The organism is Burkholderia lata (assembly GCF_000012945.1).
In the GTDB taxonomy this organism is placed as follows: Bacteria; Pseudomonadota; Gammaproteobacteria; order Burkholderiales; family Burkholderiaceae; genus Burkholderia; species Burkholderia lata.
On the sequence record NC_007511.1, the window covers coordinates 68,185 to 91,959 of the forward strand.

The following is a 23,775-nucleotide window of genomic DNA, read 5'->3' on the forward strand; positions in this document are numbered from 1 at the left end:
CGCCGCGCGGCCCGCATCCGCGTGCGATGCGCTCAGACCAGCTCGCCGAGACACGCGTCGAACTGCGTCACGAGCCGGTCGACATCGTCGGCCGTCGTCTGCGGACACACGAGCATCATGTTGTGGAACGGCGTGATCAACACGCCGCGATTCAGCAGGTACAGGTGCACGATGTGTTCGAGTTCGCTGTCGAGCTGTGCGCCGGCGAGCGTCCCGTTGCGCGGCGGCACGGGCGCGAATTGAAACTCGGTACGTGCGCCGATGCGTGTCACGCACCACGGCAGCCCGTGCTTCGCGATCGCCTGTTCGAGCCCGGTCGCCAGTCGCGCGGCGAGTTCGAACATATGCGCATAGGCCGCGTCGGTCGCAACCTCGGCCAGCGTCGCGCGCATCGCATGCATCGCGAGCATGTTCGCGGTGAGCGTCGTGCCGATCCCCGAATGGCCGGGCGGTGCGTTCAGCTTGGCCTGCTTCGCGCGTTCGGCAAATTCCGCGCTGAACCCGTACACCGCGCACGGCACGCCGCCCGCGATCGGCTTGCCGACCACCAGCAGGTCCGGCTCGAGATCGTGCGCGACCGCATAGCCGCCCGGGCCGCTGCTGATCGTGTGGGTTTCGTCGATCACGAGCAGCGTGCCGTAGCGGCGCGTCAGTTCGCGTGCCGCCTCCCAGAAGCCCGGATCGGGCAGCACCATCCCGATGTTCGTCATCGCGGGCTCGGCGAGCACGCAGGCGACGTCGCCGCCTTTCAGCGCCGCTTCGAGTGCGGCCAGGTCGTTGAATTCGACGACGCGCGTGTTCGCGAGCAGGTCGTACGACTGCCCGAGCAGGCTGTCGCGCTGCATGGGGCGGCCATCGACGAGATCGACGAACACGTCGTCGACCGTGCCGTGATAGCAGCCGTTGAACACCACGATCGTCTTGCGGCCGGTGGCCGCGCGCGCCCAGCGCAGCACGAAGCGGTTCGCGTCGCTCGCGCTCAGCGCGAACTGCCAGACCGGCAGCTTGAAGCGCCGTGCGAGTTCGCGCGCGACCCACGCGGCGTCCTCGCTCGGCAGCATCGTCGTGTAGCCGCGCGTGGCTTGCTCGACGAGTGCGCGTGCGACGGGTTCGGGCGCATGGCCGAACATCGCGCCGGTATCGCCGAGGCAGAAGTCCACGTAGCGATGGTCGTCGACGTCGGTGAATGTCGCGCCGCGCGCCTCCTTCACATACAGCGAGAACGGCGTCGACCAGTCCTGCATCCAGTGCAACGGCACACCGAACAGCAGATGCTCGGATGCTTCCGCGGACAGCGCGCGGGAGACCGGCATGGCTTCGGTGAATGCGCGGCGCTCGCGATCGAACAGCGCGCGGGCGCGGATGAGGTCGACTCCGTGACGGGAAGGCAAAGGCAGCTCCTGGGCTGTGAAGGTACGGAGACGATAGCGCGGGCGCTGGGGGGATGAACAGGGGCGGAATTACGGAGGCGGGTTGCGTTGGGCGCGGCAGCGTGGGGCGAGACCGACGCGCAGATATTTCTTCTAAAAGTTTTTGCGCATAAACCGTCGAGGGTCGGCCCGGCCGGATTTACTGCATGGAAAGTTGGTGGGTGCTCACATCTTTCGCGTCGAATCCAGTGCGGACGAAGCGGGCACGGGGACGCATCTGGCTGCGTCTCGCGATGCCCGTTCGCCGCCGTGACGCGTTACGCGAGCGTCTTGACCATGTGGTGTTCGTCGTAGAACCGACCATCGACGAACATCGAGCGCGGTTCCGTACCGAACCGCACGAACCCCTGCGACGCATACAGCCGCTCCGCGGTGGCGTTGACCTCGTTCACGCACAGCATCAGCTGCTTGCATTCCCACTCGTGCGCCGCGTGCGCGGTCGCACTTTCGAGCAGCGTTTGCGCGATGCCTCGCCCGCGATACACGGGATCGACGAACACGCCCCAGATCGTCGCCTTGTGCGCGATCTTCACGCGTGCATCGCGGCGCACGCCGGTGATGCCGACGAGCGTATCGCCGTCGAACGCGCCGAACACCGCACGTTCACGGGTCGGCGTAATGCGCGTCGCGAATTCGTCGACCGGCACCTGCGATTCTTCGTCGAGCGTAGGCAGGAAAGAGGTGGGGGCGGTGTCGACCGCACGCAGGCGAACGGTCTGGAAACGGGCGGCGTCGGCCGCATCGAGCAGGCGGGTGGTGATCGTCATCGGGGGCGTTCCGGTTGAAGGTCGTGCATGCCGGCGCGGGCCGCTGCGGCCGCGGGATGCATCGTCCTTATCGTAATAGGAATCCGGATGTCGCGTGGCGGCGTTCGATACAGCCGCGTGCCCGAATTCAGGGAGTCAGATCGCGTCGCGCGGCCGCTTGGCATCGCCGTCGACGCAGCACGCGAGCACCTCGGCATCGGTGTCGCCGAGGCTCAGGTACACGTGCCCGACCGCGCTGTCGAAATACAGGCTGTCGCCGGCGCCGAGCCGGTACGCATGGCCGTTCTCGAAGCGCAGCTCCAGCTCGCCGCTCAGCACGAACACGAACTCCTCGCCGCTGTGCCGGATGTAGTCGGCGAAGTCCGACAGCTTGCGCGCATGGATCCGCCCGCGCACGGGCACCATCCGCTTGCCGGTCAGGTCGTTCGCGAGCATCCCGTACGCATAGTTCGGCGTGTCGTAGACCATCTGCTGGCCCGCCGGCGTGAACGACGGCGTCATCGCGCCGGCCGGTGCGGGGCGGCCGAACATCGTGTCGAAGTCGAGCGCGAGTGCATGCGTGAGCGCCGCGAACTTGTCGTAGGTGAGCGCGATGTCGCCGCGCTCGGCCTTCGAAATCGTCGACACCGCGATACCGGAACGCTCGGACAGTTGCGCGAGCGTCAGGCCGCGCGACTTGCGCGCGTCGCGCAGCCGCGCGCCGACCGTCTGGTGGTCGAGCTGCGGCGCGGCGTCGGTGGGCGGCGGAACGGGGACGGTGGATTTGGGCATGCGGATACGGGGCGCGACGTGCGTGACGTGAATACGGGTTTTGTCGTATACGAGAATAAATTTTCTCGTATATGATAATTTTCGTCGAAATCGCCGACGGTGGGCGTGACGGCCACTCTAGCATCGGACGGCGCGAAACTCGCGCGGCCGGTGCGGCCGGCGTGAACGACACGTGTGCGTATCGGCGCAGCTCGCCCGTGCGGCGGTTGCCCGACGATTCCGTACACGGCAGCGGTTTTTCCAGCCATTTATTTTCCCGGCCGGTCGCGGCCGGGCCAGCGAAGGTGCAAACCATCATGTCCAGTGAAATCAAACGTCTGCAGACCGGCACGCGCATGAGCCAGGTCGTGATTGCGAACGGCTTCGTCCACCTGGCCGGCCAGGTGCCCGATACGGCCGGCGCGCCGATCGCCGTGCAGGCGACCGAAATCCTCACGCGCATCGACGCGTTGCTCGCATCGGCCGGCGTCGACAAGACGCGCGTGCTGACGGCCAACGTGTGGCTCAGCGATGCCGCGCACTTCGACGCGTTCAATGCGGTGTGGGACGCCTGGGTGCCGGCCGGCCACGCGCCGACCCGCGCGTGCGTGCAGGCGTTGCTGATGAAACCCGGTCTCGACGTCGAGATCGCCGTGACCGCGCTCGCCTGACGCCGGCGCCGCCCGCCCCGAGGAACTCCCGATGACATTCGACACGCTCGTCCTGGGCGGCGGCATGATCGGCGTGTCCGTTGCCGTGCACCTGCAACAGCGCGGCCTGTCGGTCGCGCTCGTCGACCGCAAGGCGCCCGGCAACGAGACGTCGCTCGGCAATGCCGGGTTGATCCAGCGCGAAGGCGTGTATCCGTATGCGTTTCCGCGCGGCTTCGGCACGCTGCTGAAATACGCGTGCAACCGCTCGCCCGACGTCCGCTATCACGTCGGCGCGTTGCCGAAACTGATTCCGTTCCTGTACCGCTACTGGCGCAATTCGCATCCGGCGCGTCATGCCGAGATCGCGCGTGCGTATGCGCCGCTGATCGAACACTGCGTGACCGAGCATCGCGCGCTGATCGAAGCGTCCGGCGCGGGCGCACTGCTGCGTGAAGGCGGCTGGCTGAAGGTGTTCCGCACGGCCGCGACGCGCGATGCCGAAACGCGCGACGCCGAGCGCTGGCGCACCGAATACGGCGTGACCTTCGACGCGCTCGATGCGGCCGCGCTGCGCGACGCGGAGCCGAACCTGAGCCGGGCGCTGGTCGGTGCGCTGCGCTATCCGGACTCCGATTCGATCAGCGATCCGAATGCACTCGTGACCGCGTATGCGCGCCACTTCGAGCAGCTTGGCGGCCGCATCCTGACCGGCGACGCGCTGACGCTGTCGGCTGAGAACGGCTGGCACGTCGACACCGCGCAAGGCCCGGTCGACGCGCGCGCAGCGGTCGTCGCACTTGGCCCCTGGTCGGACCTGCTGTGCGAGCGGCTCGGCTATGCGCTGCCGCTCGCGGTCAAGCGCGGCTATCACATGCATTACGCGGCGCAGCCGGGCGCGCGGCTGAACGGGCCCGTGCTCGATGCCGACAGCGGCTTCCTGATCACGCCGATGACGCGCGGCATCCGCCTGACGACCGGCGTCGAGCTCGGCTATTGCGATACGCCGCCGACGCCCACCCAGCTCGCCGCCGTCGAACCGGTCGCGCGCGAGCTGTTTCCGCTCGGCGCGCGCGTCGACGGCACACCGTGGCTCGGCCGCCGGCCGTGCACGCCCGACATGCTGCCCGTCATTGGCGCCGCCCCGCGCCACCGCGATCTGTGGTTCGCGTTCGGGCATGCGCATCACGGTTTCACGCTCGGCCCCGTGACCGGCCGGCTGGTTGCCGACCTGATGACCGGCACGCAGCCGTTCGTCGACCCGACGCCGTTTCGCGTCGAACGCTTTCTGCACGGCCGCTGAACCGGCGACCGTGCGCTGCAGCAGGGCGGCCGGCACACGACGCCGGCCGCTCCATCCAGCGGCCGGCCGATCCGGCTCGCCGCGACGATCAACGACTGGAGACAACATGCAACAGCACACGATGCGGCGCGAACTCGGCGCGCGCCAGATCTCGTTCATGGCCCTCGGCATGGCCATCGGCGTCGGCCTGTTCCTCGGCTCGGCGTCCGCGATCAAGGCGGCCGGGCCCGGCGCGCTCGTCGCCTACCTGATCGGCGGTGCGATGATTTTCCTGATCATGCGTGCGCTCGGCGAGATGGCCGTGCACCGGCCGGTGTCCGGCTCGTTCGGTGCGTATGCGTTCGAATACGTCGGGCCGTTCGCCGGCTACGTGGTGGGCTGGAGCTACTGGCTGCTGATGGTCGGCGTCGGCGTCGCGGAGACGACCGCCATCGGCATCTACATGGGCTTCTGGTTTCCGGATGTGCCGCAGTGGCTGTGGGTCGTGTCGGCGATCGCCGCGATCTCGGCGTTCAACCTGCTCAACGTGAAGGTGTACGGCGAGCTGGAGTTCTGGTTCGCGATCGTGAAGGTCGTGACGATCGTGCTGATGATCGCGGGCGGTGCGCTGATCGTGTTCACGGGGATCGGCCATGGCGGCGTGCCCGTCGGCCTGTCGAACCTGTGGCGCCACGGCGGCGTGTTTCCGCATGGCGTGCTCGGGGTCGTGAGCGCGCTGCCGATCGTCGCGTATTCGTTCGCGGGCGTCGAGATGATCGGCCTCACGGCCGGCGAGGCGCGCGAGCCGCAGAAGATGATCCCGCGCGCGATCAACTCGGTGCTGTGGCGCATCCTGATCTTCTACGTCGGCGCGCTGTTCATCATCATGGCGCTATATCCGTGGCACGAGCTCGGCGAGCACGGCAGCCCGTTCGTGACGACGTTCGAATCGCTCGGGCTGCGGCAGGCGGCCGGCATCGTCAACTTTGTGGTCGTGACGGCTGCACTGTCGAGCTTCAACTGCATCGTGTTCAGCGGCGCGCGCATGCTGTCGAGCATGGCCGGCAACGGCCTCGCGCCTGCGTCGTTCGCGGCGCTGAGCGCAAGCGGGTCGCCGTCGCGCGCGGTGCGGGCGACCGTGTTGTTCATGTCGGTCGGCGTCGTGCTGAACTATGTGATCCCTGCACGCGTGTTCGGCTGGCTGATGTCGTTCCTGTCGTTCGACGTGGCCGTGATCTGGGCGATGATCGTGCTGACCCACATGCGGTTCCGGCGCGCGCTGGCCGCGCGCGGCGAGACGGTGGCGTTCCGCATGCCGTATGCATCGGTCACGTCGTGGATCTGCCTCGTGTTCGTCGCGTTCGTGTTCGTGATGCTCGGTGTCGATCCGACGACGCGCGGGTCGCTGTATGCCGGCGCGGCGGTGATGGCGCTGATGGCGATCATCTACCGGCGTTCGCGGCACCTGCAGGCGGCTGCGCGGTCGACGCGTGTCGGGCTCGGCGTCGAGCGTGTGTGACGGCTGGGCGCCGGGTCGCTGATGGTGGTGCGGGGGAAAGGTCGTGCGATGGGGCGCGCTTGAGGCGAAGGCGTGGCGCCGCGGCAGTGTCGGCAGCGCGTCATGCGCGCTGCCCCGGCACGAAGCATGAGGGTGAGGTGAAACAGGCGTGCCGTCACGCCGAACCGGCGCGCGACGTCAAACGCACGACGATGCGCCCGATCAGGTCAGGCGCTCCGTATCGGCATCAATACCGCGCGAGCTGATTGCCGTTGATCTGCACGCGATCGCCCGGCCGCAGGTTGCCCGGCGACTGCACGTCGAACGAGCGCATCGAGCCGTCGCTGACCTGCACGTCGATCCGGTAGCTGCTCGGGCCTTGCGCGGCGCCCATCTGCTGGCCGATCTGGTTGCCGGCCACCGCACCGCCGAGCGCACCGATCACGGTCGCCGCATCGCGGCCGTGGCCGCGGCCGAACTGGTTGCCCACCAGGCCGCCGACCAGCGCACCGACGACGGTGCCGGCGACACCCGACGGGCCGACCGAACCGTTGACCGGCTGGATGTTCGAGACCGTGCCGTACTGGGTGCCGTACGGGGTGGCGTATTGCTGCTGCTGATTGCCGTACTGGTCATACGGCTGCGACCCGTATTGCTGCTGGTTGCCGTACTGATCGTACGGCTGCGGCGCCTGGTTCGGATACGGCTGTTGCTGTTGCACGTAGCCCGGTTGCGAATACGCGGGCTGCGCGTAGCCGGGCGTCGCGTATTGCTGCTGCTGCGGATACCCCGGCTGCGCGCCGTAGTAACCCGGCGCGACGCACGCGGTCAGCGGAAGCGCCGCGACGGCGACGAGCGAGGCGAACAGAACGGTCTTCGTGGAAGGCATGCGCATCATGATGTTTCCTGCATCGGCAACGGGTTCGCCGACGAATGCCGGGACGGGTGGCGAACTCGGCGTGAGTATAAGGAATGGCCGGAGGCGCGTCCGGTGCGGCCGGGTAACAACGTGTAAAGTCTGTTGCCGCGTAAATCGCCGCCCCGGCGGGGCGCGGAAGCGACGCCCGGCAAGGGCGCGACGCGGCTTCCTGGCCCCCGCATTCCGCTGATGCCGACACTGCGCGGCGATCGGCTTTTCCGTCGCTTTCCCCACGATCCCGCCCCATCGCTGTGCCACGCCCGGCGACCTCGCACGCCCTGCATCGCGAAATCGAATGCGCGGCATCGCGACATTTAATTGGCCTCGGGTGATGGCGTCCGATATCGTGGCCGGATTCCCTGCCAACGGTCGCGCCGTGCCGGCTGCGGTGCCTTCCCCTGTCCGCACCGGTGACATGCAGCGACCGCCCCACATTCCGAGCCATGACCGATCGTATCTTCATCAACGCCGTCGACGCCGGCGGCCAGCCCATCAACCTCGTCGTCCGTGACGGCCGCTTTACCGCGATCGGCGCCGATTGCGCCGCCGCGCCCGGCGCGGAAACGATCGACCTCGACGGCCGCGTCGTGCTGCCTGGCTTCGTCGATGGCCACATCCACCTCGACAAGAGTTTCGTCGGCGATCGCTGGGTGCCGCACGAATCCGTCGGCTCGTTGCGCGAGCGGCTCGCGGTCGAGAAGCGCCAGCTCGCGGCAGCGCCGCCGATCGTCGAGCGCGCGAATGCGCTGATCGCGCAGGCCGCCGCATTCGGCACGGTTGCGATGCGCAGCCACGTCGACGTCGATGCGACCACCGGCCTGTCGAACCTGCAGGCTGTGATGGCTGCACGCGAGCAATGGCGCGGGATCGTCGATATCGAACTCGTCGCGTTTCCGCAGGCGGGCGTCGTGTCGTGCCCCGGTACCGCCGAGATTCTCGACGCAGCCGTGCGCGAAGGCGCGGACGTGGTCGGCGGGATCGACCCGACGACACTCGACGGCGATGCGGACGGCCAGCTCGACATCGTGTTCGGCATCGCCGAGAAGCGCGGCGCGAAGATCGACATCCACCTGCACGAGCCGGACGAAACGGGCATCGCGCAGTTGCTGCGGATCGCGGCGCGCACGCGCGCGGCGGGGCTCGGTGGCCGCGTGAACGTGAGCCATGCGTACGCGCTCGGCCAGGTGAGCGAGGACGACGTGCAGCGCACCGCGGCGGCACTGGCCGAAGCTGGCGTGTCGATCCTGACGAATGCGCCGGGCGACTGCGCGTTTCCGCCGGTGCAAGCGCTGCGCGACGCGGGCGTGCACGTGTTCGCGGGCAACGACAACATCCGCGACGCGTGGTGGCCGTACGGCAACGGCGACATGCTGCAGCGCGCGATGATGGTCGGCTACCGGTCGGGCTTCTACACCGATGAAGCGCTCGGCATCGCGCTGGACATGGCGACGCACGCCGGCGCGCGCGTGATCGGCAAGGATAACTATGGAATTGCAGTCGGCTGCGATGCGACGTTCGTCGCGGTGCGTGCGCCGAATGCGGCGGCGGCGGTCGCGGGCGTGCCGGCCGAACGCTGGGTGTTCCGTCGCGGCGAAAGCGATACGGGCGCGCCGTTCGCCCCCGCGCTGCGCTTTACGCGCTGACCAACCTGACCGGCGGAGCGGCATGCGCCGTGCCGCCTTCGCATTGACTGCACGACCGTACTGACCGACCACATCGGAACCGACATGACGAACCTGCTGATCCGCAACGTCCGCCCAAGCGCCGACGCTGCGCTCGACATCCTGATCGAAGGCGATCGCATCGCGCGTATCGGCCCGTCGCTCGACGCGCCCGCCGGCTGCGCGATCGAGGACGGCGCGGGCGCGCTCGCGCTGCCCGGCCTCGTCGAGGGCCACACGCATCTCGACAAGACGCACTGGGGAATGCCGTGGTATCGCAACCAGGTCGGGCCGCGCCTCGTCGACCGGATCGAGAACGAACGCCACTATCGCGCGACGAGCGGGCATGACGCCGGTGTCGCGTCGCTCGCACTGTCGCGCGCGTTCCTCGCGGCCGGCACGACGCGCATCCGCACGCACGTCGACATCGACACCGAAGCCGGGTTGCGGCATCTGCACGGCGTGCTCGCGACGCGCGAGACGCTGCGCGGGCAGGTCGAGATCCAGATCGTCGCGTTTCCGCAATCGGGCGTGCTCAAGCGTCCGGGCACCGACGCACTGCTGTCCGAAGCCCTTGCCGCCGGTGCCGATCTGCTCGGCGGGCTCGACCCGTGCGCGATCGAAGGCGATCCGGTCGAAGCGGTGGACGTGCTGTTCGCGATCGCCGAGCGCCACGGCCGCGGGCTCGACCTCCATCTGCACGAGCGCGGATCGATGGGCGCGTACTCGCTCGACCTGATCCTGCAGCGCACGGCTACGCACGGCATGCAGGGCAAGGTGACGATCAGCCACGGGTTCTGCCTCGGCGATATCGCCGAACGCGAGCGCGATGCGTTGCTCGCGCGGATGGCCGAACTCGGCGTCGGGCTCGTCACGACCGCGCCGGCAGCGGTGCCGGTGCCGCCGGTGGCCGCGTGCCGCGCGGCGGGCGTGACGGTCATCGGCGGCAACGACGGCGTGCGCGACACGTGGACGCCGTACGGGTCGCCCGACATGCTCGAACGCGCGATGCTGATCGGCATGCGCAATGATTTCCGTCGCGATGATGCACTCGAAGTCGCGCTCGATTGCGTGACGCACAGCGCGGCGCGCGGTTGCGGCTTCGACGGTTACGGGCTCCAGCCGGGCAGCCGGGCGGATGTCGTGCTGGTCGACGCGCTGACGTTCGCCGAGGCCGTTGTCGCACGGCCGGTGCGGCGGCTCGTCGTGTCGTCGGGGAAGATCGTTGCGCGCAACGGCGCGCTGGTGTGAGCGAAGCGTGAGCGCGGCGTCGCCCCGGTATGATCCGGTTTTCAGCCGGATTTCCCCGGGAGACGACGATGCGACGCACGACAGCGGCACGGGCCGCACGATGGATGGCGGCGGCCCTGTTCGCCGTGACGGCCGTACACGCGGTGGCGGCCGGCCCGACCGACGCGCAGCAGGAAGCCAACCGGCGAACGGTGCTCGCGTTCTATGAAAAAGGCCTGAACGAGAAGGACGCGGACGCCGCGCTCGCATACGTCGGCGATCGCTACGTGCAGCACAACCCGAATGCGGCCGACGGCCGCGACGGCTTCCGCAAGTTCGTCGCGTTCCTGCGCGACAAGTATCCGCAGTCGCACAGCGAGATCAAGCGCTCGTTCGTCGATGGCGACTACGTGATCCTGCACGTGCATGCGGTGCGTGAACCCGGCACGCGCGGCAGCGCGATCATGGATATCTTCAAGCTCGAGAACGGCAAGATCGTCGAGCACTGGGATGTCAATCAACCCGTGCCCGAACAGGCCGCGAACGGGAACACGATGTTCTGACGGGGGCCGGGTGCGCGTGCGTATCGATGCGCCCGCGATCCCGTTGCATCGGCCGTGCCGGCGGCGCCGCTTCCGCGGTGTCCTTCACATTGCCGCCGCATCCCGCCTGTTTGTTACTCCTCCAACTCCAGCATCGTCGCGAGCGCCTTCGTCAGTTCGCTGACCATCGGGTCGGCCGTCGGCCGATGCAGGATCGCAATGTCCATGTGCTCGATCGGCGCGAAACCCTGTTTCGCGGTCAACACGACGTGCTCGTCCGTCACCACGCGCGCGGGCAGCACGCTGATGCCGAGCCCGTCCGCGACGGCGGCCTGGATGCCGCTCAGGCTCGACGTCGTGAAGCTGATCCGCCAGCGGCGGCCACGCTCCTCGATCGCCTTGATCATGTCGTCGCGATAGAGCCCGCGCGGCGGGAACACGACGATCGGCACCGGGTCGAGATCGATCGTCGGATGCTTCGCGCTGTCGATCCAGCGCAGCTTCTCGGGCCAGCGCACGACGGCCTCGCGGCTGTCGCGCCGCTGCTTGATCAGCACGAGGTCGAGCTCGCCGCGGTCGTACGCGGCGCTGATGTCGCGGCTCAGCCCGCACATCACTTCGAGCTTCACTTGCGGATGCGCGCGCTTGAACGCGGCGAGCGCATGCGTCGTGCGGCCTGCCGCGAAATCGTCGGGCACGCCGAGCCGGATCGTCAATGCGACCGTGGCGCCCGACAGCGCTTCCAGCATCTCGTCGTTCAGCGCGATCATGCGCCGCGCATAGCTGAGCACCGTCACGCCCGCGTCGGTCGGCCGCACGTCGCGCGTGCCGCGGTCGAGCAGCCGGTGCCCGGCGATTTCCTCGAGCCGGCGCACCTTCTGGCTGACCGTCGACTGCGTCGAATGCAACCGCGCGGACGCCGTCGTGAAGCTGCCGCAGTCGGCGACCATCACGAGCGCGCGCAGCAGGTCGAGGTCGAACAGGGGTCTATTCATTTCTGCACTTTTGTGGATTCGAACATTTCATTTCCAAATGCGTGCGACGACTTTTAACATGGCCGGACGCCGCGGGCAATCGCGGTTTCGCCGGACATGGCGCGGCTTCGTACGGCGCCACGGGGGCGCCTGACGCATTGCATCGGCCGCGCTTCGGCGTGCGCGGCACGCAAGGAGGAAACGGGATGTTTTTCAAACGGATCGCGATCATCGGCTCGTTTGCGCTGACCACGCTCACGTCGGCGGTGGCCGCCGCCGACGGCGGCGCGCTCGAGGGCCGGCTGCGCAGCGCGGCCGATCGCGGCGACGCGGGCGAAGTGCGCACGCTGCTCGAGCGCGGCGCGCAGATCGATTCACGCGACGGGCGGGGCCGCACGGCGCTCTTGATCGCGACGCACGGCAATCACGTCGACGCGGCGCGCGTACTGATCGACGCAGGCGCGGACGTCAACGCGAAGGATGCGATCCAGGACAGCCCGTACCTGTATGCCGGTGCACGCGGCCATCTCGACATCCTGCGGATGACGCTCGCGCATGGCGCCGACCTGCGCAGCACGAACCGGTATCGCGGCACCGCGCTGATTCCGGCGGCGGAGCGCGGGCATGTCGAGACGGTGCGCACGCTGATCGATGCGGGCGTGAACGTCGATCATGTGAACCGGCTCGGCTGGACCGCACTGCTGGAGGCGATCATGCTCGGCGACGGCAGCGAGCGGTATGTGCGGATCGTGCAACTGCTGGTGGACGGGCACGCTAACGTCGATCTCGCCGATACCAACGGCGAGACGCCGCTGCAGCATGCGCGGCAGCGCGGGTATGGGGCGATCGAGAGGGTGCTGGTGGCGGCGGGGGCGCGGTAGGGGCAGCGTGGGCGAAGGGGGCAGCGATCAGACCCATACTTCCCGATAGAGATGAAGCGCCTTCGACCACTCGGCCAGATTTTTCCAGATGGTGCGAAGTGGCGTGCCCGAGCGCTCGGCAGCTTCCTCGGCCGCCCTTACTACAACCGGTAGCGGGACCTCGTCGAGGATGACGGCGAACGGCGCTTCATACCCGGCGGGGATTTGTCCGGAGACTAACGCGTCGACGAGCAATCGCTCGGTCAATTCGCTCTTGTGGCTGACGTTCGCACCAATGACGGCCATGTGAAGACCGCGCCGAGCCGGCCGCGGTCGGGTCAGGAGTTCGATGCCGAGCAAGCCTAGCAACGGGATCAGCTTGTTGACGCCGAGATCCTTGAGTTTGCCGTTTTCCAACTGATTCACGGTGAGGCGAGACAGTCCGGCGAGCCTGGCCAGCCGAGCCTGCGTGAGGTCGAGTTCCGCTCTCCGTTTCGCGACGGCCTGACCGATCTCGTAAAGTTGCATGCGGGTCCTTCCTGCGCGGATCAATGGCTCATGAATGTAAGGTATATCTTGCATCGCCGGATGTGCCTGCGTATTCGAGCAGCTCTTTTTGCGGTATAGGATGCGTCATCGATTTCCTACGAAAGGCAGCGGGCGAGGCTTCGTCTTGACTCCCTGTATAGACATCACCATCTGACGGATATCCGGAAAAACTCGCTTTGTGGCAGATGTGCGTCGCAAAGGGTAAACACCGGAAAGCTGTGTAAATCCTGCAAGATGGCCTTATTTAAAGCGCCATCCCATCTTTTCATCCCGATTCCGGAACGCGCCGGCCCGCCCTCCACCCCGCCCCCGTTTCCCCTGCTTGCGCTCGAAAATTGAGCGGTCTAGACTGCATCGCAGTTTCATCGAAGTCCCTGTCTTTCGCGCACCGCGCCGGGCCTACCGGCGCACCGCTCCCCACCGGACGCCGGCGTTCGCCCGCCGCGTCGAGACCTTCAAGGACACGCCATGAACCGCACTGCAAAGCTCCTCGTTACCGCGCTGGCGTTCGCGCCGCTCGTGTCGTTCGCGCAGGACACGTCGACGATCCGCTGGGGCATCGACCCCACGTATCCGCCGTTCGAGGCGAAGCAGCCCGACGGCTCGCTCGCCGGCTTCGACATCGACCTGCGCAATGCGATCTGCGAGCAACTGCATGCGAAGTGCGTGTGGGTCGAGCAGGGTTTCGACGGGATGATTCCGGCGCTGCGCGCGCGCAAGTTCGACGTGATCATGTCCGCGATGACGGCCACCGACGAGCGGCTCAAGCAGATCGACTTCTCGAACAAGCTGTATGCGTCGCCGGGCGCGCTCGTCGCGCCGGCCGGCTCGAAGCTGCTGCCGACCGCGGAGTCGCTCGCGGGCAAGCGCATCGGGATCGACCAGGGCACGACGCAGGAGGCGTACGCGAAGGCCGAATGGGCGACCAAGGGCGTGACGATCGTCTCGTACCAGAACCAGGACCAGGTGTACCAGGATCTCGTCAACGGCCGCCTCGACGCGACCTTCCAGGACAAGACGCAGGCCGGCTACTCGTTCCTGAAGACCCCGCGAGGCAAGGGCTACGCGTTCGCGGGCCCCGACGTGACCGACGTGCGGATCACCGGCTACGGCGTCGCGATGGGCGTGCGCAAGGGCGACGAAGCGATGAAGAAGCGGCTGAACGACGCGATCGTCGCGATCCGCGCGAACGGCACGTACCAGAAGATCGCCGCCAGATATTTCGACTTCGACATCTACGGCACGAAGCAGCAGCTGACTTCGGCACCGTGATTCCGTGATTCATTCAATCGACAGGCACACCATGACGAGTATCCAGGATCGCGTCGCGCAAGCCGTGACCCCCGAATTGATCGCCGCGTTCCGCGAGGAAGGGGCGGTCTGCATCAAGGGCATCTTCTCGCCCGACGAAGTTGCCGCGCTGCGCGCGGGCATCGACACGAATCTCGCGCAGCCCAGCGAGCGCGCAAAAGTCGCGAGCCGGCCCGACGATCCGGGCTGGTTCTTCGAGGATTTCTGCAACTGGCAGCACAACGACGCGTATCGCGACTTCATCGTGCGCTCACCGGCACCGTCGGTCGCCGCCGCGTTGATGGGCACCGACAACGTGCGGCTGCATCACGACCACCTGCTCGTGAAGGAGCCCGGCACGCGGCAGCGCACGCCGTGGCACCAGGACCAGCCGTACTACAACATCGAAGGCGACGACAACGTCAGCATGTGGATTCCGGTCGATCCGGTGCCGCTCGAATCGACGCTGGAATTCGTCGCGGGCTCGCATCTCGGGCCGTGGCTGATGCCGCGCACGTTCATGGACAAGGAGGCGAAGTGGTTCCCGGAAGGCAGCCTGGCGGACCTTCCCGACATCGAAGGCGACCGTGCGGCGTTCCCGATCCGCCATTGGGCGCTCGAGCCCGGCGACATGGTGTGCTTCCGGATGCTCACGCTGCACGCGTCGGGCGGTACACAGAACCGTCGTCGCGCGTTCTCGATCCGGTTCGTCGGCGACGATATCCGTCACGCGCCGCGCCGCTGGAAGACGTCGCCCGATTTCCCCGGGCTCGCCGAGCAGCTGCCCGACGGCGCGCCGCTCGATCACCCGCTGTTTCCGGTCGTGTGGTCGCGAGGCGCGGGGCAGGCCGGCGCGATCTGACGCGGGTGGGCGTGGATGACGGACGCGGCGGCCGTTTCCTGACGAAACGGCCGCCGCGCGTTTTTTTGTGCGTGGGGAAAGGCTCAGGTCGGGTGGCGTCCGGCGCCCGGCTTGAAGCGCGAGCCGAGCCGGTAGCGGTTGCCCGGATGCAGGAAGTGCACGAACGTGACGGGCTGCCCGTTCGTCCAGGTGCGGCGCGTGAGCGTGAGGCACGGCTCGTCGGCGCGCATGTCGAGCAGTCGCGCCTGTTCGCCGGTCGGCAGCGACGCATCGACCACGTGCTCGATTTCCAGTTCGTAGTGCGACACGTTGTTGTACAGGTACTCGGACGGCGGCTCGACCTGGAAATCCTGGTCGATGAAACCGGGCGCGGCGGCCGGGTTCACGTAGCGATCCTCGAGCTGGATCGGGCGGCCGTTTTCCTCGTGCACGCACACTACATGAAACACCGGCGTGTTGACCGGCAAGCCGAACGCGGCCGCGACGTCGAACGACGCGGGCTCGCTCGACCGGCTCAGCACGCGGCAGCGATATTCGTGCCCGCGCGCGCGGATTTCGTCGCGGATATGCGCGATCATCAGCAGGTTCGATTGCGGCTTCACTTCGGCGACGAACGTGCCGACGCCCGCGATGCGTTTCAGCACGCCTTCCTCGGTCAGCTCGCGCAGCGCGCGATTGACCGTCATGCGCGCAACGCCGAACTGCGCGGCGAGATCGAGTTCGGACGGAATGCGGTCCCCGGGGCGCCAGTCGCCCGATTCGACGTTCTGGCGAACGAGCGTCTTGATCTGCTGGAACGGTGCGGTGGCCTTCGTGACCATCGGGGATCCTTGCGCGAAAAGGTGACGATGCTAGTCGTCGTGACTGACGATGACCAGGATCTCCGCCTGCGCGGTGCCGAGGCTGCGCGTGCGGTGCGGGATGAGTGCGTTGAAATAGACTGAATCGCCGGTCTTGAGTTGCACCGTTTCGTTCGGAAATTCGATTTCGACGCGCCCCTTGTGCACGAACAGGAATTCCTCGCCTTCGTGCTCGCGGAACGTCGATGCGACGAATTCGTGCGGCGGATGCACGACGAACGGCAGCATCTTCTTCGGCGCGACACCGGCCGCGATGCTTTCGAAGCGGTGTGCCTGGCTGTCGGCCGCCGCGCCCATCGCCGTGCGCTCGCCGGCACGCGTGACCGTGATCAGCTCGCGGTTGTGGCTTTCCGAGAACAACTGCTCGACGTCGACGTTCAGTGCCTTCGACAGCTTCAGCGCGACCGCGATCGACGGCACGCTCAGGCCGCGCTCGACTTTCGACAGGTAGCTCTTGGTGAGACCCGTCTCGTCGGCCAGCACGTCGAGCGTCCAGCCCTTCTGTTTTCTGAGCAGCTTCAGGCGAATCGTCATGGGGCGCCGGGTGTCCTTCGAAAAACCGATTGTAACGCATGACACAATGTGTCCTTTGGTGTATCGTGTGTCATGTTTTGCCGGGGAAGCGGCTGCGGACGGCGCGGCCGGCCCGATCCATTCAGGAGGTGAACATGGCGGAAACGCTGAATCTGACGAAGGAGGCGCTGGTCGCGCTGGCGGAGCGGCGTCTCGACAACGCGGTGGGCGACAGCGGCTGGTCCGCGCGGCAGAAGGTGGCGCTCACGTGCCGGATCCTGTTCGACGCCGGTCACGACTCGGGCCTGGCCGGGCAGATCACCTGCCGCGCAGGCGACGCCGGCACGTACTACACGCAGCGGCTCGGGCTCGGTTTCGACGAGATCTCGGCGGCGAACCTGCTGCGCGTCAATGAAGATCTCGACGTCGTCGACGGCGAGGGCATCCCGAATCCGGCCAACCGGTTTCATACGTGGATCTACCGCGAGCGCCCGGACGTGAACTGCATCATCCATACCCATCCGGCGCATGTCGCGGCGCTGTCGATGCTCGAGCAGCCGCTCGTCGTGTCGCACATGGATACCTGCCCGCTGTACGACGACTGCGCGTTCCTGAAGGACTGGCCCGGTGTGCCGGTCGGCAACGAGGAGGGCGAGATCATCTCGAAGGCGCTCGGCAGCAAGCGCGCGATCCTGCTGTCGCATCACGGCCAGCTCGTGGTCGGCAAGACGATCGAGGAAGCCTGCATCCTCGCGCTGCTGATCGAGCGGGCCGCGAAGCTGCAACTGCTCGCGATGTCGGCCGGCGAGATCAAGCCGGTGCCGCCGGCGCTGGCGCGCGAAGCGCACGACTGGATTTCGAAGCCGAAGCGCGATGCGGTGACGTTCGACTACTACGCGCGCAGGGCATTGCGTACGCATCAAGACTGTGTCGCATGAGCGGGCGATTCGTCGCTGCCGTGCCAGACCATCACTGAGGAATACCTATCGTGTCCATCTTGCTGAAAGGCATCATTGCCTACCCGGTTACGCCGTTCGCCGCTGACGGCGGCGTCGACCTGAAAGCGCTCGACGCGCTGATCGAGCGCCTGATTGCCGACGGCGTCCACGCGATCGCGCCGCTGGGCAGTACCGGCGAAAGCGCGTACCTGTCCGACGCCGAATGGGAGGCCGTTGCCACCGCGTCGATTCGCGCGGTGAACCGGCGCGTGCCGACCGTCGTCGGCATTTCCGATCTCACCACGGCCGGCGCGGTGCGCCGCGCGCGCTTCGCCGAACAGGCCGGCGCCGATGCGGTGATGGTGCTGCCGGTGTCGTACTGGAAGCTCGCCAACGACGAGATCGTCGCGCACTATCGCGCGATCGGCGCTGCCATCGGCATTCCGGTCATGCTGTACAACAACCCCGCGACGAGCGGCGTCGACATGTCGCCGGACCTGATCGCGACGATCTGCCGGACCGTCGACAACGTGACGATGGTGAAGGAGAGCACCGGCGACATCGGGCGGATGCACCGGCTCGCGCAGCTGAGCGACGGCGCGATCCCGTTCTATAACGGCAGCAATCCGATGGCGCTCGCCGCGCTTGCAGCGGGCGCGGCCGGATGGTGCACGGCCGCGCCGAACCTGAACGCGGCGTTGCCGTTGGCGCTGTTCGACGCGATGCGCTCGGGCGATCTGGCGCGCGCGAGGACGGTCTTTCATGCGCAGCTGCCGCTGCTGCAGTTCATCGTGAACGGCGGGTTGCCGGTGACCGTGAAGGCTGGCTTGCGCCTGCGCGGCTTCGATGCGGGTGAACCGAGGAAGCCGCTGATGCCGCTCGGCGACGCGCGCACGCGCGAACTCGAACGCTTGCTCGCGGCACTGCCCGACGGTGTGACGGTATGAGCGATGCGGCACGGCCGGCGATCTCGGCCGCCATCGGCGCGGTGCGGGTCGGCAAGAGCCGGCCGCTGGCCGGCACGCCGCACGCCAGTGCGATCGACAAGCAGCCGGTCGGCGCGCGTCTGTGGCTGGGCACGCTCGGCTTTGCCGGCGACGAACAGGCCGATGCGCGGCATCACGGCGGTCCCGACAAGGCGGTCCACCACTATGCACACGATCACTATGCGTGGTGGTCGGCTCAGATCGGCGTGCGCGACGTACTCGCGCAACCGGGTGCGTTCGGCGAGAACCTGTCGACGCACGGCATGACCGAGCACGACGTGTGCCTCGGCGACATGTTCACGCTGGGCGGCGCCGTGCTTCAGGTATCGCAGTCGCGGCAACCGTGCTGGAAGCTCAACGCGCGTTTCGAGCATCCGCGGATGGCCGCGCTCGTGCAGCAAAGCGGCCGGACCGGCTGGTACTACCGTGTGCTGCAGGAAGGCTGGGTGGCGCCGGGCGACGTGCTGGCGCTGCATGAGCGCCGCTACCCGCAATGGCCGCTGTCGACCGTGCTCGACGTGCTGTACCGGCGCACGCTCGACATGGCCGCGCTCGATGCGCTGTGCGATGTCCCGATACTGCCGCCTGGCTGGCGCAAGATGCTCGACAAGCGCCGGACGGAGCGGCAGGTCGAAGACTGGACGAAGCGGCTCGAAGGGCGTTGACGAGCCGCGCGGCCGCGTGACTTAGTGGCTCGGCAGTTCCCGCACGTCGGTGGTCGGCACCGAGCCGAACGCGTCGCTCAGCGCATAGCCGATCAGCTGTCGCGCGGCCGCCTCGGGCGTCGCGAGCGCGCCGCTCGACTTCAGCTGGTCGAATTTCTCGCGCATCGGGAAATTGTCTTCGCTGCTCGATCGGATCGTCGCCTGCATGCCCGTATCGACGACGCCCGGCGCGACGCTGCAGATCCGCAGCGCGCGGTTCGCGTCGAGCGCGACTGCGCGTGCATGGTGATCGAGCGCGGCCTTGGTCGCGCAGTAGATGCTCCAGCCCGCGTACGCATTGCGTGCCGCGCCGCTCGACACGTGCAGGATCCGGCATTCGGTCGTGGCCGACACCGCTTGCGCGAGCGCGGCCGACAGCATCAGCGGTGCCGCGACGTTCACGCCGACCGCGCGTGCGACGATCGCCGGGTCTTGCGTGGCGAGCGGGCCGATCGGATCGACGATGCCCGCGTTGTTGAACAGCAGCACGATTGACGCGCCGTCGACGAAGCTGCGTAGCGTGTCGCCCGCCAGCCAGGCCGCGACGGCTGCCGTGTCCGACAGATCGAGTTCGACTTCGGCGAAACGGTCGCCGGCTTGCGACCCGAGCGACGGGTGGCGGCTGCGCGACACGCCGAGCACGGCGACGCCTTCCAGCAGCAGTTGTTCGGCGAGCTGCGCGCCGAGGCCGCGCGTGTGTCCGGTGACGATGGCACGCACGTGCGGGGTGGAAGAGGATGCGGTCATGGTGGTGGGCGGTTCGAAGGGGTGAATGGGATGAGCGGCGTCGATGGGCGGTGCGCATGCATGGCGGCATCGCGTGCGGGACGAGCGACGCGTGGTGCGGCGTGCGAAGGCGGTCGCGCGGCGCCGCGTGCGTCAGGGTAACGCATATCGTACGCCCGCATGCGCGGCGCACAAACGCCGCCGCGTGCAAGGAGGCGGAATCCGCCACGCGGCACCGGCTCGCCGATACGTTGGACGAAAGCCGGCTGCGGCAAGTGCGCGCGCCGGCACGTCGCGCGGCGCCGGGCCACGCGACGCGAGCTATCATATGGCTCGCCCGTGCGCGATGCCGGACGGGCCGCGACCGTTTCCCTTCACCTGCTGCACGCTGCGACGCCAATCATGAACACCACGCCGGATACGCCCACGCCACGCGCCCTTCGCGAACTCACGCCCCTCGAGGCCCGCATTGTCGGTGTGCTCGTCGAGAAGCAGCACACGGTGCCGGACACCTATCCGCTGTCGCTGAACGCGCTGACCGCGGGCTGCAACCAGAAAACCGCGCGCGCGCCGGTGATGAGCGTCAGCGAGGACGAAGTCACGACCGCGCTCGACGGGCTGAAGCACCTGAGCCTCGTGATGGAAGGGAGCAGCAGCCGCGTGCCGCGTTTCGAACACAACGTGAACCGCGTGCTCGGCATTCCGAGCCAGGCGATCGCACTGTTGACGATCCTGCTGCTGCGCGGCCCGCAGACGGCCGCCGAACTGCGCCTGAACAGCGCACGCCTGCACGGTTTCGCGGATATCTCGTCGGTCGAGGCGTTCCTCGACGAACTCGCGGCGCGCGCGCAGCCGCTCGTCGTCCGGCTGCCGCGTGCGCCGGGTGCGCGCGAGAACCGCTGGATGCACCTGATGTGCGGCGAAGTGAACCTGGCCGACTTCGCGAGCGCGGATGCCGGCGGTGCCGATTCCGTGCCGCCTTCGGAATTCGAAGCGCTGAAGGCCGAACAGAAGCGCCTCGCGGATGAAGTGGCGCGGCTGAATGCGCTGGTTCTGCGGATGGCGAGCGAGTTGGGCATCGACGTCGACGCGCAAGGCGACGCGTCCTGATATCAGCGTGCGGGGCGTGGGCATCGCCCGGCCCCGTCGCCACGCGGCCGGACCGGTGCGCGATGCGGATACCGCCACGCATCGCCGCATTACTTCAGCTTGACGCCCGGTACGAGATAGTGCGAACCACCCGGTTTCAGGATCGGCGCGAGCGCCGCAAATGGCGCATCGAGTTGCGGCCCGAGACAGGCGCCTGCTGCGTGGCCAATCCCGGATACGGCGAACGACAGCTTGCCGGGCGCATCGAGTTCGAACGCCAGATACTCGGGGAACACGTCGGCGCACGACAGTGAATTGCCTTGGCCGTCCGTCACTTGCAGACCGTGTGTTGCCTTGTCGCGCAACCGCGTAATGAAACCCGCCAGCGCGGGACTCGTTTCCGGATTGCCGTCCTTGCCCGCCGCGGTTGCGTCGATCACGCGATTCCAGTCGAGGTATGCGCCGCGCAGCAGGTCGAACGTGACCGGATCGTAGTGATTGTCCGGGTACGCGCCGCCGCAGAACAGGCTGCCCGATTCCACGATACCCATCGCCGCACGCGACAGCCACGTGACCGTCACGTGCTCGTCGTCGTCGTAGCCGCCGAGCGATCCGGAGGCCGATCCGTCGTCGCTGTAGCGCGTCGATGCGCATGCGAGCGCCGCGAGACTCATCTGCCAGTGCCGTTGTTCCAGCAGGTGGTTGACCCGCGCCATCACGGCCGGATCGGGATGGCGGCTCAGCCGCGGATACGCGAGCACCGTGCGCGGGTCGCTCCACATCCGGTACGCGACCGTGCCGTCGCCGATCTCGGGACCCACCGGCCGTGCGTGCCCGGCAAGCTTCAGCGTGGCATACGGCGCGTGTCGCATGTCGATGTCCGCGCTGCGCGCGATGCCGCTGCCGACACCACTTCCAGACACAGCGGTGATCGCCTCGACGGCGCCCGGCGCGACTGCGTCGGGATCGTATTCGGCGACGCGGTGCAACGCGAAGGCACGTGACTTGCCCGAGCGCGCATCGGTCCAGCGGCCGCGATAGCCGGCCTTGTCCCGCGTGCCCTGCCAGGTGGCCGCGGCATGATCGAAATCGGCTTGCTGGCCGAATCCCAACGGACTGCGTGCATCGTCCGGCAACTGCGATCGCACGAGCGGCTCGAGCAATTCCGCGGGCGTGCCGTGTAGCGGAATATCGACGCCGTGCTGCGCATAGAAGTAGCGGCCCGAGATTGAACCATCCGCAGCCGGGCGATCGTCGAGTTCCATCACGACGGCGCCGGCGCCCTGCAACGTTCCCTCGTAGACCGTGCGCGGCGCGGCATTCGCGAAGCCAGCGTGCAGGGCGAACAGCACCCATACAATCCTGATCAGCGGGCGCATCACCAGCGGCACCCGGTTTGTTCGGACGCGTCGATGTCCAATACTCTGCCGAACGCGGTCTGCTTGCCCGTGCGTGCGCTGGTATAGGTCATCGAATAGATCATCGCGCCCTGCGACATCATCTCGTACCGTCCATTGATCCTGCCGTCGACCATTTCGACCCAGGTCGTCGTGAACTGGTGCGGGCGGCCTTCGGCGAGCACTTCCTCGTCCACGTGCTCGACCACGAGCGGCAGGGCCGTTTTCGCTTTCGCATAGCGGACCATGCCGCCCGACCAGTCGACGGCGTCGTCGTAGTAGGTGCGCATCTCGAAGCGCACGGGCTTGTCGCCGTCCGATTTGAAGCAGTACACCTCGGTGGAGACCTTGGCGAAAGCGGGCAGCGACGCGCAGAGCAGCAGGGCGGCAAGGGCTTTTTTCATGATGGGCCGGTGAAGGATGAAATGCGGCATCAACCGAGCACGATCCGCGTAGCGCCCGCATCGACGAGCCGGAACAGCAGATCCTCGACGGCTGTCTCGGGTGCGGACCCGAGATCCGCATTGACGCGCCAGCCCTGTTCCGTGCGAACCGGTTCCGACAGGTAGTGAACGATGCCGTGCAGGCCGTCGTCCGCCGGCGTGTTCTCGTCGTCGACATCGAACCACGCGAAGAACCACGTCTTGAACGCCTCGGCCGCCGCGCTTTCGTCGAGACCGTCGGCCTCGATCGCGGCCCAGTCCCACACGAACGGGCGAATCGACACGGCCGCCGTTTCGAGTTCGAATGCCAACGGCTCGAACGCCAGTTGCGTGGCGGAATCGACCATCACCGGCTGGCCGGCCGATTCGCCTGCGGTTGGGATGATGTCGGCCCGGCACGGCAACGCGAGCGGCCCTTCGGTGGCGAGCGTGCCGTCGGCACGCCGGTAGGCCGGTTCGACGATCACGGCCGGTTGCGCAGCCGCTTTCGCGAGCAGGTCGGCATAGGGTTGGCGGATGGCGCGGAGCAGTTCGGAGACGGTCATCGTGGCGTGTCGGTTGGGCAGGAAACGAGCGGTTACAGGCAGTGCGCGGCGCGGCGGGCATCGCGCGACGCGGCCGCTCAGGTACCGGACAGCCGTGATCGTACGGCACTTCGGCAAAACGCGGACAGTCGGCCAAATGGCCGGAGCGACCCGCATCGCGCGACGACGGGTTTAGACGTTTACCTTCAAACAATCGAAAACGTCCATCGATTGCGTGCACGTTGTGCTTCAATTCATCCGGTTTGTACTCCTACTAAAATTACAGATTCAGAACAGCCCGGATTACTTATTCACAGGAGACAGTCGATGG

At 67.5% G+C, this 23,775-nt stretch carries 25 protein-coding genes; 13 read left to right on the forward strand and 12 right to left on the reverse strand.

From position 1 onward, the window contains the following. Nucleotides 1-32: 32 nt before the first annotated feature. From BCEP18194_RS23070 to BCEP18194_RS23080, 3 genes are all read right to left on the reverse strand, one after another. Nucleotides 33-1,391, reverse strand: coding sequence for an aspartate aminotransferase family protein (locus BCEP18194_RS23070; RefSeq protein ID WP_011353675.1), 1,359 nt, complete (start codon nt 1,389-1,391; stop codon nt 33-35). 296 nt (nt 1,392-1,687) lie between these two features. Then, entirely contained in the window at nt 1,688-2,197 is a 510-nt protein-coding gene (locus BCEP18194_RS23075; RefSeq protein WP_011353676.1) for a GNAT family N-acetyltransferase, read from the reverse strand. Between the two features lie 135 nt (nt 2,198-2,332). Then, nucleotides 2,333-2,968, reverse strand: a complete 636-nt coding sequence (locus tag BCEP18194_RS23080) for a helix-turn-helix domain-containing protein (RefSeq protein WP_011353677.1) — start codon at nt 2,966-2,968, stop codon at nt 2,333-2,335. Nucleotides 2,969-3,264: 296 nt separating this feature from the next. On the opposite strand from BCEP18194_RS23080, the gene BCEP18194_RS23085 reads away from it, so the two are divergent. The 3 genes from BCEP18194_RS23085 (at nt 3,265) to BCEP18194_RS23095 (ending at nt 6,398) form a co-directional block, all read left to right on the forward strand. Further along, nucleotides 3,265-3,618: a RidA family protein gene (locus BCEP18194_RS23085; RefSeq protein ID WP_011353678.1), complete on the forward strand. Its 354-nt coding sequence runs from the start codon at nt 3,265-3,267 to the stop codon at nt 3,616-3,618. A 31-nt stretch (nt 3,619-3,649) separates the two neighbouring features. Next, nucleotides 3,650-4,900 (forward strand): NAD(P)/FAD-dependent oxidoreductase, encoded by a 1,251-nt coding sequence (locus tag BCEP18194_RS23090; RefSeq protein ID WP_011353679.1) that lies wholly within the window; start codon nt 3,650-3,652, stop codon nt 4,898-4,900. A gap of 106 nt (nt 4,901-5,006) precedes the next feature. Further along, complete coding sequence (locus tag BCEP18194_RS23095) at nt 5,007-6,398, forward strand: amino acid permease (RefSeq protein ID WP_011353680.1); 1,392 nt, start codon at nt 5,007-5,009, stop codon at nt 6,396-6,398. A 226-nt stretch (nt 6,399-6,624) separates the two neighbouring features. On the opposite strand, the gene BCEP18194_RS23100 is transcribed toward BCEP18194_RS23095, so the two are convergent. Then, nucleotides 6,625-7,275: a glycine zipper 2TM domain-containing protein gene (locus BCEP18194_RS23100; protein WP_011353681.1), complete on the reverse strand. Its 651-nt coding sequence runs from the start codon at nt 7,273-7,275 to the stop codon at nt 6,625-6,627. A 464-nt stretch (nt 7,276-7,739) separates the two neighbouring features. On the opposite strand from BCEP18194_RS23100, the gene BCEP18194_RS23105 reads away from it, so the two are divergent. From BCEP18194_RS23105 to BCEP18194_RS23115, 3 genes are all read left to right on the forward strand, one after another. Then, nucleotides 7,740-8,939, forward strand: coding sequence for an amidohydrolase family protein (locus BCEP18194_RS23105; protein WP_011353682.1), 1,200 nt, complete (start codon nt 7,740-7,742; stop codon nt 8,937-8,939). Between the two features lie 84 nt (nt 8,940-9,023). After that, nucleotides 9,024-10,208 carry an amidohydrolase family protein gene (locus BCEP18194_RS23110; RefSeq protein ID WP_011353683.1) on the forward strand — a complete coding sequence of 395 codons (1,185 nt, stop codon included), beginning with the start codon at nt 9,024-9,026 and terminating at the stop codon, nt 10,206-10,208. Between the two features lie 68 nt (nt 10,209-10,276). Beyond that, a complete protein-coding gene (locus BCEP18194_RS23115; RefSeq protein ID WP_011353684.1) occupies nt 10,277-10,750 on the forward strand; it encodes a nuclear transport factor 2 family protein in 474 nt (157 codons plus the stop codon). Between the two features lie 113 nt (nt 10,751-10,863). On the opposite strand, the gene BCEP18194_RS23120 is transcribed toward BCEP18194_RS23115, so the two are convergent. Beyond that, entirely contained in the window at nt 10,864-11,724 is an 861-nt protein-coding gene (locus BCEP18194_RS23120; RefSeq protein ID WP_011353685.1) for a LysR family transcriptional regulator, read from the reverse strand. Between the two features lie 185 nt (nt 11,725-11,909). Here BCEP18194_RS23120 and BCEP18194_RS23125 point away from each other — a divergent pair, with 185 nt between their 5' ends. Next, the gene (locus BCEP18194_RS23125) at nt 11,910-12,584 is read left to right on the forward strand and encodes an ankyrin repeat domain-containing protein (protein WP_011353686.1); all 675 of its coding nucleotides are present in this window, start codon (nt 11,910-11,912) and stop codon (nt 12,582-12,584) included. Nucleotides 12,585-12,611: 27 nt separating this feature from the next. Here BCEP18194_RS23125 and BCEP18194_RS23130 read toward each other — a convergent pair whose 3' ends face one another. After that, a complete protein-coding gene (locus tag BCEP18194_RS23130; protein WP_011353687.1) occupies nt 12,612-13,091 on the reverse strand; it encodes a helix-turn-helix transcriptional regulator in 480 nt (159 codons plus the stop codon). A 489-nt stretch (nt 13,092-13,580) separates the two neighbouring features. Here BCEP18194_RS23130 and BCEP18194_RS23135 point away from each other — a divergent pair, with 489 nt between their 5' ends. Both BCEP18194_RS23135 and BCEP18194_RS23140 read left to right on the forward strand, forming a co-directional pair. After that, nucleotides 13,581-14,384 carry an ABC transporter substrate-binding protein gene (locus tag BCEP18194_RS23135; RefSeq protein WP_011353688.1) on the forward strand — a complete coding sequence of 268 codons (804 nt, stop codon included), beginning with the start codon at nt 13,581-13,583 and terminating at the stop codon, nt 14,382-14,384. A gap of 31 nt (nt 14,385-14,415) precedes the next feature. After that, entirely contained in the window at nt 14,416-15,264 is an 849-nt protein-coding gene (locus tag BCEP18194_RS23140; protein WP_011353689.1) for a phytanoyl-CoA dioxygenase family protein, read from the forward strand. An 83-nt stretch (nt 15,265-15,347) separates the two neighbouring features. Here the strand turns inward: BCEP18194_RS23140 and hutC are convergent, their stop codons facing one another. Both hutC and BCEP18194_RS23150 read right to left on the reverse strand, forming a co-directional pair. Then, nucleotides 15,348-16,085 (reverse strand): histidine utilization repressor, encoded by a 738-nt coding sequence (hutC, locus tag BCEP18194_RS23145; protein WP_011353690.1) that lies wholly within the window; start codon nt 16,083-16,085, stop codon nt 15,348-15,350. A 30-nt stretch (nt 16,086-16,115) separates the two neighbouring features. Then, entirely contained in the window at nt 16,116-16,658 is a 543-nt protein-coding gene (locus BCEP18194_RS23150; protein WP_011353691.1) for a helix-turn-helix domain-containing protein, read from the reverse strand. Between the two features lie 134 nt (nt 16,659-16,792). Between BCEP18194_RS23150 and BCEP18194_RS23155 the strand changes: the two genes are divergently transcribed. The 3 genes from BCEP18194_RS23155 to BCEP18194_RS23165 are packed head-to-tail and all read left to right on the forward strand — an operon-like array spanning nt 16,793 to nt 19,226. Then, a complete protein-coding gene (locus BCEP18194_RS23155; protein ID WP_011353692.1) occupies nt 16,793-17,575 on the forward strand; it encodes an aldolase in 783 nt (260 codons plus the stop codon). Nucleotides 17,576-17,625: 50 nt separating this feature from the next. Continuing rightward, the gene (locus tag BCEP18194_RS23160) at nt 17,626-18,522 is read left to right on the forward strand and encodes a dihydrodipicolinate synthase family protein (RefSeq protein WP_011353693.1); all 897 of its coding nucleotides are present in this window, start codon (nt 17,626-17,628) and stop codon (nt 18,520-18,522) included. Beyond that, nucleotides 18,519-19,226: an MOSC domain-containing protein gene (locus BCEP18194_RS23165; RefSeq protein WP_011353694.1), complete on the forward strand. Its 708-nt coding sequence runs from the start codon at nt 18,519-18,521 to the stop codon at nt 19,224-19,226. Before BCEP18194_RS23160 ends, BCEP18194_RS23165 begins: the two co-directional genes overlap by 4 nt. Before the next feature lie 21 nt (nt 19,227-19,247). Here the strand turns inward: BCEP18194_RS23165 and BCEP18194_RS23170 are convergent, their stop codons facing one another. Next, nucleotides 19,248-20,012, reverse strand: a complete 765-nt coding sequence (locus BCEP18194_RS23170; RefSeq protein ID WP_011353695.1) for an SDR family oxidoreductase — start codon at nt 20,010-20,012, stop codon at nt 19,248-19,250. Between the two features lie 381 nt (nt 20,013-20,393). Here BCEP18194_RS23170 and BCEP18194_RS23175 point away from each other — a divergent pair, with 381 nt between their 5' ends. Further along, complete coding sequence (locus BCEP18194_RS23175; protein WP_011353696.1) at nt 20,394-21,101, forward strand: YceH family protein; 708 nt, start codon at nt 20,394-20,396, stop codon at nt 21,099-21,101. An 89-nt stretch (nt 21,102-21,190) separates the two neighbouring features. Here the strand turns inward: BCEP18194_RS23175 and BCEP18194_RS23180 are convergent, their stop codons facing one another. Genes BCEP18194_RS23180 through BCEP18194_RS23190 form a run of 3 tightly spaced genes read right to left on the reverse strand, consistent with a single transcriptional unit; the run spans nt 21,191 to nt 23,465 of the window. Continuing rightward, the gene (locus tag BCEP18194_RS23180; RefSeq protein ID WP_011353697.1) at nt 21,191-22,459 is read right to left on the reverse strand and encodes a hypothetical protein; all 1,269 of its coding nucleotides are present in this window, start codon (nt 22,457-22,459) and stop codon (nt 21,191-21,193) included. Further along, nucleotides 22,459-22,911 (reverse strand): hypothetical protein, encoded by a 453-nt coding sequence (locus BCEP18194_RS23185; protein WP_244273061.1) that lies wholly within the window; start codon nt 22,909-22,911, stop codon nt 22,459-22,461. Before BCEP18194_RS23185 ends, BCEP18194_RS23180 begins: the two co-directional genes overlap by 1 nt. Further along, nucleotides 22,911-23,465 (reverse strand): hypothetical protein, encoded by a 555-nt coding sequence (locus tag BCEP18194_RS23190; RefSeq protein WP_041493143.1) that lies wholly within the window; start codon nt 23,463-23,465, stop codon nt 22,911-22,913. The genes BCEP18194_RS23185 and BCEP18194_RS23190 overlap by 1 nt, the downstream gene beginning before the upstream one ends. Nucleotides 23,466-23,775 lie beyond the last annotated feature (310 nt).

Coding starts and splice junctions, on each gene's coding strand:
- BCEP18194_RS23130 (WP_011353687.1), bottom strand. CDS start 13,091: ATGCAACTTTACGAGATCGGTCAGGCCGTCGCGAAACGGAGAGCGGAA.
- BCEP18194_RS23135 (WP_011353688.1), top strand. CDS start 13,581: ATGAACCGCACTGCAAAGCTCCTCGTTACCGCGCTGGCGTTCGCGCCG.
- BCEP18194_RS23150 (WP_011353691.1), bottom strand. CDS start 16,658: ATGACGATTCGCCTGAAGCTGCTCAGAAAACAGAAGGGCTGGACGCTC.
- BCEP18194_RS23110 (WP_011353683.1), top strand. CDS start 9,024: ATGACGAACCTGCTGATCCGCAACGTCCGCCCAAGCGCCGACGCTGCG.
- BCEP18194_RS23140 (WP_011353689.1), top strand. CDS start 14,416: ATGACGAGTATCCAGGATCGCGTCGCGCAAGCCGTGACCCCCGAATTG.
- BCEP18194_RS23095 (WP_011353680.1), top strand. CDS start 5,007: ATGCAACAGCACACGATGCGGCGCGAACTCGGCGCGCGCCAGATCTCG.
- BCEP18194_RS23165 (WP_011353694.1), top strand. CDS start 18,519: ATGAGCGATGCGGCACGGCCGGCGATCTCGGCCGCCATCGGCGCGGTG.
- BCEP18194_RS23180 (WP_011353697.1), bottom strand. CDS start 22,459: ATGCGCCCGCTGATCAGGATTGTATGGGTGCTGTTCGCCCTGCACGCT.
- BCEP18194_RS23100 (WP_011353681.1), bottom strand. CDS start 7,275: ATGATGCGCATGCCTTCCACGAAGACCGTTCTGTTCGCCTCGCTCGTC.
- BCEP18194_RS23155 (WP_011353692.1), top strand. CDS start 16,793: ATGGCGGAAACGCTGAATCTGACGAAGGAGGCGCTGGTCGCGCTGGCG.
- BCEP18194_RS23090 (WP_011353679.1), top strand. CDS start 3,650: ATGACATTCGACACGCTCGTCCTGGGCGGCGGCATGATCGGCGTGTCC.
- BCEP18194_RS23115 (WP_011353684.1), top strand. CDS start 10,277: ATGCGACGCACGACAGCGGCACGGGCCGCACGATGGATGGCGGCGGCC.
- BCEP18194_RS23080 (WP_011353677.1), bottom strand. CDS start 2,968: ATGCCCAAATCCACCGTCCCCGTTCCGCCGCCCACCGACGCCGCGCCG.
- BCEP18194_RS23175 (WP_011353696.1), top strand. CDS start 20,394: ATGAACACCACGCCGGATACGCCCACGCCACGCGCCCTTCGCGAACTC.
- BCEP18194_RS23170 (WP_011353695.1), bottom strand. CDS start 20,012: ATGACCGCATCCTCTTCCACCCCGCACGTGCGTGCCATCGTCACCGGA.
- BCEP18194_RS23120 (WP_011353685.1), bottom strand. CDS start 11,724: ATGAATAGACCCCTGTTCGACCTCGACCTGCTGCGCGCGCTCGTGATG.
- BCEP18194_RS23185 (WP_244273061.1), bottom strand. CDS start 22,911: ATGCCGCATTTCATCCTTCACCGGCCCATCATGAAAAAAGCCCTTGCC.
- BCEP18194_RS23190 (WP_041493143.1), bottom strand. CDS start 23,465: ATGACCGTCTCCGAACTGCTCCGCGCCATCCGCCAACCCTATGCCGAC.
- BCEP18194_RS23125 (WP_011353686.1), top strand. CDS start 11,910: ATGTTTTTCAAACGGATCGCGATCATCGGCTCGTTTGCGCTGACCACG.
- BCEP18194_RS23105 (WP_011353682.1), top strand. CDS start 7,740: ATGACCGATCGTATCTTCATCAACGCCGTCGACGCCGGCGGCCAGCCC.
- hutC (WP_011353690.1), bottom strand. CDS start 16,085: ATGGTCACGAAGGCCACCGCACCGTTCCAGCAGATCAAGACGCTCGTT.
- BCEP18194_RS23085 (WP_011353678.1), top strand. CDS start 3,265: ATGTCCAGTGAAATCAAACGTCTGCAGACCGGCACGCGCATGAGCCAG.
- BCEP18194_RS23075 (WP_011353676.1), bottom strand. CDS start 2,197: ATGACGATCACCACCCGCCTGCTCGATGCGGCCGACGCCGCCCGTTTC.